General features: G+C 54.4%; 11 protein-coding genes. 1 reads left to right on the top strand and 10 read right to left on the bottom strand.

All coding sequences use genetic code 11. The features are described from left to right. Positions 1-37: 37 nt before the first annotated feature. From FED52_RS05440 to hrcA, 6 genes are all read right to left on the bottom strand, one after another. Complete coding sequence (locus FED52_RS05440) at positions 38-784, bottom strand: 16S rRNA (uracil(1498)-N(3))-methyltransferase (RefSeq protein WP_138859218.1); 747 nt, start codon at positions 782-784, stop codon at positions 38-40. A gap of 3 nt (positions 785-787) precedes the next feature. Beyond that, positions 788-1,726: a 50S ribosomal protein L11 methyltransferase gene (gene prmA, locus FED52_RS05435; protein ID WP_034778137.1), complete on the bottom strand. Its 939-nt coding sequence runs from the start codon at positions 1,724-1,726 to the stop codon at positions 788-790. 17 nt (positions 1,727-1,743) lie between these two features. After that, the gene (dnaJ, locus tag FED52_RS05430; RefSeq protein ID WP_138859217.1) at positions 1,744-2,850 is read right to left on the bottom strand and encodes a molecular chaperone DnaJ; all 1,107 of its coding nucleotides are present in this window, start codon (positions 2,848-2,850) and stop codon (positions 1,744-1,746) included. 109 nt (positions 2,851-2,959) lie between these two features. Then, complete coding sequence (dnaK, locus tag FED52_RS05425) at positions 2,960-4,783, bottom strand: molecular chaperone DnaK (RefSeq protein ID WP_138859216.1); 1,824 nt, start codon at positions 4,781-4,783, stop codon at positions 2,960-2,962. A 29-nt stretch (positions 4,784-4,812) separates the two neighbouring features. Beyond that, positions 4,813-5,385, bottom strand: a complete 573-nt coding sequence (gene grpE / locus FED52_RS05420; protein ID WP_034778140.1) for a nucleotide exchange factor GrpE — start codon at positions 5,383-5,385, stop codon at positions 4,813-4,815. A 17-nt stretch (positions 5,386-5,402) separates the two neighbouring features. After that, entirely contained in the window at positions 5,403-6,425 is a 1,023-nt protein-coding gene (hrcA, locus tag FED52_RS05415) for a heat-inducible transcriptional repressor HrcA (protein WP_034778141.1), read from the bottom strand. 191 nt (positions 6,426-6,616) lie between these two features. Here hrcA and FED52_RS05410 point away from each other — a divergent pair, with 191 nt between their 5' ends. Continuing rightward, complete coding sequence (locus FED52_RS05410) at positions 6,617-7,222, top strand: DUF1054 domain-containing protein (RefSeq protein WP_138859215.1); 606 nt, start codon at positions 6,617-6,619, stop codon at positions 7,220-7,222. A gap of 41 nt (positions 7,223-7,263) precedes the next feature. Here the strand turns inward: FED52_RS05410 and hemW are convergent, their stop codons facing one another. From hemW to serC, 4 genes are all read right to left on the bottom strand, one after another. Continuing rightward, positions 7,264-8,433 carry a radical SAM family heme chaperone HemW gene (gene hemW / locus FED52_RS05405; protein WP_138859214.1) on the bottom strand — a complete coding sequence of 390 codons (1,170 nt, stop codon included), beginning with the start codon at positions 8,431-8,433 and terminating at the stop codon, positions 7,264-7,266. Between the two features lie 65 nt (positions 8,434-8,498). After that, entirely contained in the window at positions 8,499-9,683 is a 1,185-nt protein-coding gene (locus FED52_RS05400; protein WP_138859213.1) for a DUF1015 domain-containing protein, read from the bottom strand. A 12-nt stretch (positions 9,684-9,695) separates the two neighbouring features. Beyond that, positions 9,696-10,859, bottom strand: a complete 1,164-nt coding sequence (locus FED52_RS05395) for a phosphoglycerate dehydrogenase (RefSeq protein ID WP_138859212.1) — start codon at positions 10,857-10,859, stop codon at positions 9,696-9,698. Beyond that, the gene (serC, locus tag FED52_RS05390; protein ID WP_138859211.1) at positions 10,837-11,910 is read right to left on the bottom strand and encodes a 3-phosphoserine/phosphohydroxythreonine transaminase; all 1,074 of its coding nucleotides are present in this window, start codon (positions 11,908-11,910) and stop codon (positions 10,837-10,839) included. Before serC ends, FED52_RS05395 begins: the two co-directional genes overlap by 23 nt. Positions 11,911-12,015: the final 105 nt, after the last annotated feature.

The raw sequence follows: 12,015 nt of genomic DNA, 5'->3' as shown, positions 1-12,015 counted from the left end.
GGCTCTCGCATATGCGAGAGCCATCTTTTGTGGTGTATCAATTCAATTCAAGGGCGTAGGAAATAGCTGAGAGCGCATAGAGCGGAGCCGTTTCCGAACGCAATATACGCGGACCGAACGCACAAGGTACGGCACCCGCCTCGATCCAACCGGCCACTTCCGCTTCATCGAAGCCGCCTTCTGGACCAACGAGAAGCAGGAGCTTCGAGCCCGGTCGAGCGGATGTCAACACCGTCGCAAACGCGGAACCCTCTCCGTGTTTGGCCACCTCTTCGTACGCGAGAACGACCGCATCATATGCATTGAAACGAGCCGTTAGCTCTTTTGGGGTGAGATAAGCACATGTCGGGACGACGGCGCGGTACGACTGTTCGGCCGCCTCCTGCATGATTTTTTGGAGCCGTTCCAGCTTTTTCGGCACCTTCTTGGCGTCCCATTTGGCGACCGAGCGCTTCGACTCGAACACCAACAGATGATGCATACCGAGCTCGGTCCCTTTTTGGGCAACGAGTTCGACTTTATCCCCTTTCGGGAGCGCGTAGGCGAGCGTCACGTCAACCGGCAGTTCGGTCGTCGCTTCCCGCTTCTCGACGACGCGTGCCGTACCGGACTTCTTATCGAGCGTTACCACTTCGGCCACGTATTCAAATCCGGTCCCGTCCAAGAGCACGAGTTGATACCCAGGACCTCCCCGAAGCACTGTGCCGATGTGATGCACGACGTCGGCCGGCAATTCGACGAGATCGCTTCCAAACGCTTCACGTTGTAAAAAGTATCGTTGCATGGCTTACCCTTTCTTCGCGATGATGGCGACCCAATCTTCCATGACACGCGTCTCTTCAATCGTGAATCCAGCCGCTTCGAGCGCAGCTGTCACTTCGGCCCGCTTCTGACCGATGATTCCAGACGTGATGAAGTAACCGCCTGATTTGACGCGCGCATAAGCATCATCGATGAAGAGCATGATGACGTCGGCCAAAATGTTGGCGACGACGAGATCGTACTCGCCCGTCATCCCTTTCAGCAGATCTCCCGTCTTCACGTCGACGACGTCTTGGGCATCATTCGTCTCGACGTTTTGACGCGCCGATTCGACGGCGACCGCATCCAAATCAAGCGCCTCGACACGTTCGGCGCCAAGCTTCGCCGCGGCGATGGCGAGTACACCGGATCCGGTTCCGACATCGATCAAGCGGTCACCCGGCTCAATATAATTCTCGATTGCTTGAATACACAGCATCGTCGTCGGATGTGTCCCGGTGCCAAACGCCATGCCCGGGTCAAGCAAGATGACGTTCTCTTCAGGTTGCGGCTCATAATCTTCCCAGAGCGGGACGATCGTGAGATGTTGCGAGATTTTGACGGGCTTGTAGTATTGCTTCCACGAATGGGCCCAGTCCTCTTCGTCCATCTCGACGACCGTCACTTCGCCGGTGCCGATGTCGAGCATATGACGCAACCCGTCCACTTCTTTTTTGAACGCGGCGAGGGTGTCTTGGAAATCACCCGACGCCGGGACGTACGCTTTCACGTAGACGCCGGACGTCGGATACGATTCGCGTCCGGAAACGTCCCAAATCTCTCCGAAATGGTCTTCGGCCATCATCTGGTCGTAGTCCTCGACGTCCTCGATGACGACCCCTTGTGCCCCCACTTCATGTAATAAGTTCGATACGGCTTCGACTGCCTGCTGTGTCGTGTGGACACAAATTTCAGACCATTTCATCGTTTCACACGCTCCTTTTACTGGCTAAAAAACTTCTTCATTTTTTGGAACAGGCCGTGCTGTTCTTCGACGCCTGCTTCCCCGCTAATCTCTTCGAACTCACGAAGCAGTTCTTTTTGACGGTCGGTCATGTTCGTCGGCGTCATGACGACAATATTGACGTACTGGTCGCCGTTGCCGCCGCCGCGGACGCTCGGCATCCCTTTGCCGCGCAAGCGGAATTTCGACCCGGTCTGCGTTCCGGCTGGTACTTTCAGGCTCACCTTGCCGTGGACGGTTGGCACTTCGAGCTCGGCACCGAGTGCTGCTTGTGCGTATGTGACCGGCATCTCCATCGTGATGTGTTGGTCGACCCGTTCAAAGATCTCGTGGGCCCGGACGCGGACAACGATATATAGGTCACCGGCTGGTCCGCCGTTATAACCTGGGCCGCCTTTACCGGAGAGACGGATTTGTTGGCCGTTGTCAATCCCGGCTGGAATCTTGACTTCGACTTGCTTCTGTTTCTTGACGTGGCCAGAACCATGGCACGTTTCACATTTTTCTTTAATCGTCTTCCCGCTGCCGTGACATTGGCTACACGTCCGCTGGTTGACCATCCGCCCGAGAATCGTGTTCTGTTCAACCGTCTCGACGCCGCTACCGCCACAACGGCCACACGTCTCTGGTTTCGTCCCTGGTTTGGCACCGCTGCCCATGCACGTGTCACATTCCACTTCGATCTCGAGGTCGATTGTTTCCGTCTTACCGGTTACGCTCTCCATGAAATCGATATCGACGACGTATTGATAATCTTCGCCGCGACGTGGAGCGTTCGGATCTTGACGACGTCCGCCGCCACCGAAGAACATGTCAAAGATGTCACCGAAGCCACCTTGGAAGTCGCCACCGCCACCGAATTGGCTGGCCCCTTCAAAACCGAAGCGGTCATACTGGGCCCGTTTCTGCTCGTCTGACAGCACTTCATACGCTTCTCCGAGCTCTTTAAATTTATCGGCCGCATCCGGCTCTTGGTTGATGTCTGGGTGATATTGTCGTGCGAGCTTACGATACGCCCGCTTGATGTCTTGTGCCGAGGCCGATTTATCCAGGCCAAGCACTTCATAATAATCTCGTTTCGCCACGTTACTCTCTCCTCTACACTGTCTAAACTAAGATTCTACCGAATCTACCTTAACATGGAAAGAGCCAAAGCAGAAACCTGCTTTGGCGCTCTCCTATCTATCGGTTGCCTTATTTACGATCGTCGAGGTCTTCAAACTCCGCGTCGACGACGTTGTCGTCTTTCGCTTCCGTCTGTGTCTCGGCACCTTCAGCACCTTGCTCTTCAGCCATGTTCGCATATACTTTTTGCGTCAATTCTTGAACGACGTTTGACAATTCGTCTTTCGCCGTACGGATTGCTTCGAGGTCTGTGCCTTCGAGTGCTGACTTGGCTTTTTCTTTCGCCGCTTCAGCACGTTCTTTGTCAGCCGCATCGACTTTGTCGCCAAGGTCTTTGATCGCTTTGTCTGTCGCGAAGACGAGTTGGTCCGTTTCGTTGCGGAGTTCGGCTTCTTCTTTACGCTGTTTGTCCGCTTCTGCGTTCGCTTCCGCTTCTTTTACCATGCGCTCGATTTCAGCCTCATCGATACCTGAAGACGATTGGATCGTAATCGACTGCTCTTTGTTCGTACCGAGGTCTTTCGCCGATACGTGAACGATTCCGTTCGCATCGATGTCGAATTTGACTTCGATTTGCGGCACACCGCGTGGTGCCGGCGGGATGTCCGTCAATTGGAAGCGGCCGAGCGTCTTGTTATCCGGCGCCATCGGGCGTTCCCCTTGGAGGACGTGGATGTCTACGGCCGGCTGGTTGTCAGCTGCCGTCGAGAAGACTTGTGATTTCGAAGTCGGGATCGTCGTGTTACGGTCAATCAACTTCGTCATCACGCCACCCATCGTCTCGATACCGAGCGAGAGCGGAGTCACGTCGAGAAGGACGACGTCTTTGACGTCACCAGCGAGGACACCACCTTGGATGGCTGCACCGAGAGCAACAACTTCATCCGGGTTGACACCTTTGAACGGCTCTTTTTTCGTGAAGTCGTGAATTGCTTTTTGGACCGCTGGGATACGTGTCGAACCACCGACGAGGATGATCTTGTCGAGGTCAGATGGTGTGAGCCCAGAGTCTTTCAAGGCACGGCGTGTTGGTTCCATCGTGCGCTCGACGAGGTCGGCTGTCAACTCATCGAATTTCGCACGCGTGAGCGTCGTTTCAAGGTGAAGCGGACCAGCAGCTCCGGCCGTGATGAACGGAAGGCTGATGTGTGCGCTTGTCACGCCTGAAAGGTCTTTCTTCGCTTTTTCAGCTGCGTCTTTTAGACGTTGGAGCGCCATCTTGTCTTGTGCGAGGTCGATGCCGTTCTCTTTTTTGAATTCAGCTACGAGGTAGTCGATGACTTTTTGGTCAAAGTCGTCACCGCCGAGACGGTTGTCCCCTGCAGTAGCCACAACTTCGAAGACACCATCGCCAAGTTCGAGGATCGACACGTCGAACGTACCGCCACCGAGGTCATAAATCAAGATTGTGTGGTCTTCACCTTTGTCGAGTCCGTAAGCGAGTGCTGCTGCCGTCGGCTCGTTGATGATCCGCTTGACATCAAGTCCAGCGATTTTCCCTGCGTCTTTCGTCGCTTGACGCTCGGCATCGTTGAAGTAGGCAGGAACAGTGATGACCGCTTCTGTTACTGACTCACCGAGGTAGTCTTCTGCATCTTTTTTCAATTTTTGTAAGATAATCGCCGAAATTTCTTGCGGCGTGAACTTCTTGCCATCGACTTCTACTGTATGAGCCGTACCCATGTGACGTTTGATCGACTGGATCGTGTTCGGGTTTGTGATCGCTTGACGTTTCGCGACTTCTCCGACTTGACGTTCTTCCCCTTTGAAGGCGACGACAGATGGTGTCGTGCGGTTCCCTTCCGCGTTCGAGATGACGACCGCTTCGCCACCTTCCATCACTGCCACACATGAGTTCGTTGTCCCTAAGTCAATTCCGATAATTTTACCCATTGTCTATTCCTCCATCTAATTAAGTAATGTTATTCTGAGACTTTTACCATGCTCGGACGAATGACGCGCCCGTGCATCGTGTATCCTTTTTGAAGCTCCATCGTCACGATCCCTGATTCGAACTCATCGCTCGGCTCTTGCATGACCGCTTGATGATAGTTCGGGTCAAACGGCTGTCCGACCGCTTCGATCGCTTCGACGTTCTCACCGTTCAAGACGTCGAGCAATTGGCGGTGAATCATGTCGACACCGGCTTGAATCTGCTTGGCGTCGTCCGAATTCGCTTCGACTTGGAGCGCACGCTCAAAGTTGTCGATGAGCGGGATCAATTTCTCGACGACCGTCTGCGACGCGAATTTCACGCGTTTTGCGTTCTCTTCGTTCGTCCGGCGTCGGAAGTTGTCAAAATCCGCACGGATGCGGAGCTCGCTCGCCTTGAGCGCGTCGATTTCTTTTTGTAAATCCGTCCCCTCAGAAGTTTCTTCCACAAACTCAACATTTGAAACCTCTTCAGCTTCGACTGTTTCCGTCTGTTTCGGATCAAAATCTTTTTCTTCGAGCACTTCTTCTGGCTCTGGCCCATTCTGTTTGTCAGTTGTCATAATGAGGCTCCTTTCCATCACTCTTCTAATTTCGTTCGCCTGAGCGCCTCAATGATTTGTCCCATCATCTGAACCCCGTGTCGATAATCCATCCGGGTCGGTCCGATCATCGCGATCGTCCCGAACGTCTGACCGTCGAGCGTATAGTCGGACGTGATGACGCTACAATTTTGAAGCGCGACGATGCCATTCTCGCTTCCAATGCTCACATAAATCTCGCGGTTTGGCAACGATTCGAGCCAGTCAGTCAACCGCTCCTGCTCGTCGATCCATTCAAGGAACGGACGCAACGTATCAAGCGTCTGGAACTCAGGTTGGTTGAAGATGTTCTTCTTCCCGCCTAAGTAGAGCGAAGCAGGATGTTGGACGCCGACGGTCGATTGAATGAGTTGCATCATGAACTCGAATTGTTCCTGATGCGCGAGTCGAAGCTTGGACACTTCTTCTCCGATCCGGAACTTCAGCTGACCGAGTGGAGTTCCTTTCAGACGATCGTTCAAGAAGCGGATCGTCTGTTCGACCAGGTCCGGCGCCATCGGAGAGTCGAATACGACCGTCCGATGTTCGACGTGGCCTTGGTCGGTCACGATCAAGACGACGCCACGCCTTTCGTCGAGCGGCATCAAATCGATCCGGGCCAGCCGATTCATCTGGCTGTTCGGACCGAGCGCCACCGTCGTATAATTGGTCAGGTCAGAGAGTAGGTCGGCGGCTTGACGGATGAGCACTTCCGACTCTTGGGCCGAGGCACGTAGCCGCTCGCCAAGGCGATACGTCTCCCGCTCGTCGATGATTTTCGTCTCGACGAGATGGTCGACATAATACCGATAGCCGACTTCGGACGGGATGCGTCCGGCCGACGTATGCGGCTTTTCAATCAGACCCATATCTTCTAAATCAGCCATGTCGTTCCGAATCGTCGCCGAACTGAATGACAAGTCATCCCGCTTCGATAACGTCCGCGAACCGACTGGTTGGGCCGTTTGAATATAATCATCAATGATGGCTCGTAAAATGAGCAATTGTCTCTCTGTCAGCACAACGTCACTCCTCTCTGAAGGATTGGCCTCGCTTTATTAGCACTCATATTTACTGAGTGCTAATTACACTTCAAATATTATCATGTTCTCCATATTTGTCAATTCATTCGCATCATTTTTTCCAGTCCCATAGAGCCTTCCGGTATGCATGTTTCTTCAAGTTTCGGTATGATACGAATTGAGGTGATTAGATGTTTACAACACAACAATTTAACGTATTCACGCAAGACGGACTCGATGCCCGCATGGCAGGCATCCGCTCTGAGATTCAACCGCTGTTCCATCGTATCTATGAAGAGGTCGGTCCCCAACTCGAGGCCGATGTCGGTGTCCCGCTTTACTTGCATGTCGCCAAACATGCCCGTCGGACGGTCAATCCACCGAAAGACACGTGGATGGCGATCGGCCATGACAAACGCGGCTATAAGAAGCATCCCCATTTCCAAGTCGGATTATTCGACGACCGGGTCTTCATCTGGCTCGCGTTCATCTATGAGATGCCGAATAAAGAAGTGATCGGCCGTCGACTCATGACGATCGACTTCAAATCAGAGTTCCCGGACTTCCATATCGCCGGGGATCATATGAAAAAAGACGCGTTCTTAGTCGAGGAGTCGTCAGCTGAATCGATCGAGGCGATCACAGAACGGTTCGCGACGGTGAAGAAAGCGGACTTCTTGATCGGTCGTCAACTTCCGGCCGATGCGTCGATTCTGCAAAACGAAGCCGCGTTCCTAGCGCTCGTCGAGGATACGTTCAGCCGGCTCATGCCGATTTACCGCGATCTTGTCTTATAACCAAAACAAGGGCGAACCCAATCCGGGTTCGCCCTTGTTTGTTATGACATCGATGTCTGTTCCGGTGAGTCGCTCATCCGTGCCTCGCCGATGAAGGCAGCGAACGCCTCGTTGGCGAGCGGGAGCCCAGATTCGGTCAAGCGGACGTGTGTGTCCGTCGTCTCGATCAACCGTTTTGCCTCGAGTTCCGACAAGACATGCCCGAATACCGAACGCATCGACACACCATACTTCGACTCGAACGTCGCAAACGACACGCCTTGGCGCATCCGGAGTCCGAGGAACAGTTCCTCTTCCATCTTCTCGACCGTCTCGAGCATCGTCGTATTGCGAACCGGCAGCCCTTCCGCCTTGATATAGTGCGGAATCGGCGCGATGTTCGCTCGACGCTCCCCGTTCAAATAACTGTGCGCCCCGGCCCCGAAGCCATAATACTCTTCGTTGCGCCAGTACACTTGGTTATGACGGCTCTCCCGTCCTTTGAGGCTATAGTTCGAGATCTCATACTGTTTCAAGCCTCGACGTTCGAGCGTCTCCATCACTTTCAAGTACATCTCGACTTCGATGTCCTCGCCCGGGAGGCGCAACTTCCCTTTCCGCTCTTGAATCGCGAACACGGTGTGCGGCTCGAGAATCAACGAATAGGAAGACACGTGTTGGATTGGGAGCTTGAACGCCAAATCGAGGTCGCGCTCGATCTGTTCGAGCGTCTGTTCCGGCAAGCCGAACATCAAGTCGATCGAGATGTTATCGAATCGCTTCGCCGCTTCCGTCACGGTCGCGAACACGTCATCGGCCCGGTGTGTCCGTCCGATTCGTTCGAGTCCACCGTCATCGAACGTCTGGACGCCGAAACTGACGCGGTTGACCCCTCCTTGTTTCATCGTATCGAGCTTCTCGGCGCTCACGAAGTTCGGATTCGCCTCGACCGAGTATTCGAGGTCCGGCGACGCGAGCGGGAGCAAGTGACGCGCGACCATGTCCATGAGTCGTTTCATCTGCGCCTCATTGAGGGCGGTCGGTGTCCCGCCGCCGATAAAGATCGTCTCGATCGCATCGGTCGGGTATTGTTCGAGCGAGAGTTTGATTTCTCGTTCTAATGCATCTAAATAGTCATCAACCGGTTGGTTCTTCAAGAACACCTTGTTGAAATCACAGTAATAACAAATATGTTCACAAAATGGAATGTGAAGATATACGGCTTTAGCCATGGCGGCCACCCCTTTCTTCTCTTCCATTTATAACGCTTTTCACGCCGTGACGCCACTCTGCACGTTCAATCGAACCGATGAATGAACAGACCGCTCTTCAATTTCGGTTCGAACCACGTCGATTTCGGCGGCATTTGACCGCTCTCGTCGGCGACGCGCATCAGCTCTTCCATCGCCGTGGCGTGACACGTCAACACGACGACGTCATCACGTTCAGCCAAGTCGGCGAGGCGCGCCAGGGCATCTTTGCCGCCGATGAAATCGATTCGTTTGTCCGTCCGTACGTCTTTGACATGGAAATACGGCTCGAGCACATCCCGTTGCAACGTCGCGACGTCGAGTGCCGTCGTCGTCTGCCGTTTTTTGAGCATAAAATGCTCGCCCCGGTAAGACAAACCGAACGTGCCCCGTTCGTTCGGGACGTGTAAGGCAGGCACCGATTCAATCTCATACGAGAAAGCTAAACCGTCAAGCAACGCTCTGACTTCTTCTGGCGCCACATCGTTCAAAATGCGATGGTACGGCAAAATCGTCAGCTCATCGCTCGGGAACAAGACGCCGAGGAAGTGGTCCCGCTCTTGTTTCGATTCCCCTTCATGGATCGGGCTCCGTGCGACGACAGCTGCGGCTTTGGCCCGGTGATGTCCATCGGCGATATAGATGGCCGGAATGCTGGCCCCGAGCATGATGACGCGTGCTTGATGCTTGGATGGCACGGCATAGCCTTCATGGATGACACCTTCACTGTCCGTGAAGGCGAACAACGCCTCTCCTGTCGTCGCGTCGTCCAAGATGCGACGCAACCCTTCGTCCGGGACGTGACTCATCAAAATCGGGCCGGTGTGCGCTTTCGTCGCCGATACGTGTTCGATCCGTTCACGTTCTTTCACCTCACGTGTGTGCTCGTGGATTTTGATTCTTCCTGCCTCATAATCGGTCACCGAGAACGTGGCGACGAGTCCGGTCTGCACATGTCCGTGGTCGGTGAGCCGGTAGACGTAAAACCCATGTGTCCGCTCGGTCAATTCTGATTCATAGAGCCGTTCGAGCTCATGACGGGCTCTGCGTCCCCAGGCGTCGAGCGGCATGTCCGCCGTGAACAGTTCTGGTTTATCGACCGAAAGAAAAGAATCGGAACGCTGTTCGACGTCTTCACGTGCCTGTTCGACTGTGACGATATCGTACGGGGCGGCAGCGACCGCCTCAGGGTGTTTCGGCATATACGGGGCAAACGGTTTAAATACGACCATGGTCATTCCTCCTTAAAATTCGCGGACGCGCATGACACCCTCGATGTCATATAGGGCATGCACGGATAACGTCTCATGTTTATGGTTGTCGATGTCGATCAACGTATAGGCCACATCGTTGCGGCTCCGGTTGACCATGTTATCGATGTTGATGCCGTTTTCGGCGAGCCGGCTCGCGATTTGACCGACCATGTTCGGGACGTTCAAATGAAGTACCGCCAAACGCCGCTTGCCGACATACGGGAGCTCCGCGTTCGGGAAGTTGGCCGAGTTACGGATGTTACCGGTCTCTAAGTACAGTTTGAGCGTATCGACGGCTTGAATCGCACAGTTCACCTCAGACTCGTGCGTCGACGCCCCGAGATGCGGGAAGGCGACGACTTGTGGATGACCGAGCAGCGCCTGTTTCGGGAAGTCAGTGATGTATGTCGCCACGTTCTCATCGAGCGCCTCGAGCAAATCGGAATCGTTCACGAGCTCACCACGGGCGAAATTCAAGATGGTGGCGCCCGGTTTCATCTGCTTGAACCACGTCGCGTCGATCATGTGACGCGTGTCATCGGTGAGCGGCGTATGAATCGACAGGATATCGACATCGGCGAGCAATTCGCTCAACTGCTTCGCCCGCTTCACTTGTTGCGAGATGTTCCACGCCGCGTCGACCGATAAATGCGGGTCGTAGCCGACGACGTCGATGCCGAGGTGGAGCAAGTCGTTGGCGAGCGACGCGCCGATCGCACCGAGACCGATGATCCCGACTCGCTTGCCTCTTAGCTCAGACCCGACAAAGCGCCGTTTCTCGTCTTCCATCGCCTGCTCGAGCGACGCCTGATCGGAAAACGTATGACCGTTGACCCAGTTCGTCCCTTCTAAAATCGGTCGGACCGACAACAGCATGCTGGCGAGCACGAGTTCCTTGACGGCGTTCGCATTCGCACCCGGTGTATGAAACACGACGACGCCTTGACGAGCCAACCGTTCGAGCGGAATGTTGTTCACACCGGCACCGGCCCGGGCGATGGCCAGCAAATAGGGCGGGATGTCCGCGCCATGGACATCGTGACTCCGAATGACCCAGGCGTCGGCTTGCTCCGCATCATTGACGGCGTACTCGCTCGGTTCGAAGCGTCTTAGCCCGTCTTGGGCGATTTGGTTATACGTTTTTATATGAAACATCTTGTCCCTCCTGTTCAAACTCGTGCATCACGTCAATGAGACGCGTCACACCTTCAAGTGGCATCGCATTATAAAGGCTCGCTCGAAGACCCCCGACCGACCGATGACCCCCGAGCTCGATCAACCCGCGCATCTCCGCAAACTGCCGGAACGCTTCATCCGTCGCGTCATTTCCGCTCGTGAACGGGATATTCGTCAGCGACCGATCCTTGCCGGAGACGAGCGCGTGAAATACCGGTGACGTATCCAAGGCGTCATATAACAGCTTGCTCTTCTTTTCGTTACGGCGTTCCATCTCGTCGACGCCCCCTTCGGTTTCGACCCAGGCGAGAACCCGCTCAGCGACATATAAACTGAACGTCGACGGGGTGTTGAGTAGCGTGTCGACATGCTTGCTGTAAGCCAGATACGACGGCAAATCGCGCTCGGTGACCAAGTCACGACGGATGATGACAATCGTCAATCCGGCCGGACCGATATTTTTTTGGGCACCTGCGTACAAGAGACCATAGCGCTGTACATCGATCGCTTCCGCTAAAATGTTCGACGAGATGTCGGCGACGAGCGGGACGTTCGTATCCGGCAACGTCGTATAGCGCGTCCCTTCGATCGTATTGTTCAACGTCACGTGAAGATAATCCACATCCTGAATATGCTCCGGCCACTCCGGGATTGCGTCGTAGTTGGATGACGCTGAACTACCGACGACGATGACGTCACCGACGTGTTTTGCGTCATTGATCGCTTTCTTCGACCATGTCCCACTGTCGAGATAGGCGAAGCGACCCGATTCCCGCAGGTTCATCGGCACCATTGAAAATTGAAGCGTCGCCCCACCTTGAAGGAACAGGACGGCGTAATCGTCTGGAATCTGCATCAATCGCCGCAGTCTCGTCTCGAGCTGCTCGACGATTGTCGCGAACGTGTCGGAGCGGTGACTCATCTCGACGATGGACACCCCATGTTTATAGGAAAGAAACTCGGCTTGCACTTCTCGTAAAACAGGTTCTGGCAATACGCCCGGCCCTGCTGAAAAATTATATATCGGCACCGCCACTCCTCCTCTATTTATCTGTAAGTGGGTACTATTCCGTACCTGGCCCACCGAATCCTGCCAAATGCGAAAAAAACGCCCTCATCCGTAGATAAGGGCGAA

The organism is Exiguobacterium mexicanum (assembly GCF_005960665.1).
Classification (GTDB): domain Bacteria; phylum Bacillota; class Bacilli; order Exiguobacteriales; family Exiguobacteriaceae; genus Exiguobacterium; species Exiguobacterium mexicanum_A.
Note: the sequence above shows the minus strand (reverse complement) of the source record. Positions and strands in the feature narration are given on the sequence as shown.

Coding starts and splice junctions, on each gene's coding strand:
- FED52_RS05410 (WP_138859215.1), top strand. CDS start 6,617: ATGTTTACAACACAACAATTTAACGTATTCACGCAAGACGGACTCGAT.
- FED52_RS05395 (WP_138859212.1), bottom strand. CDS start 10,859: ATGTTTCATATAAAAACGTATAACCAAATCGCCCAAGACGGGCTAAGA.
- dnaK (WP_138859216.1), bottom strand. CDS start 4,783: ATGGGTAAAATTATCGGAATTGACTTAGGGACAACGAACTCATGTGTG.
- prmA (WP_034778137.1), bottom strand. CDS start 1,726: ATGAAATGGTCTGAAATTTGTGTCCACACGACACAGCAGGCAGTCGAA.
- grpE (WP_034778140.1), bottom strand. CDS start 5,385: ATGACAACTGACAAACAGAATGGGCCAGAGCCAGAAGAAGTGCTCGAA.
- FED52_RS05400 (WP_138859213.1), bottom strand. CDS start 9,683: ATGGTCGTATTTAAACCGTTTGCCCCGTATATGCCGAAACACCCTGAG.
- hemW (WP_138859214.1), bottom strand. CDS start 8,433: ATGGCTAAAGCCGTATATCTTCACATTCCATTTTGTGAACATATTTGT.
- FED52_RS05440 (WP_138859218.1), bottom strand. CDS start 784: ATGCAACGATACTTTTTACAACGTGAAGCGTTTGGAAGCGATCTCGTC.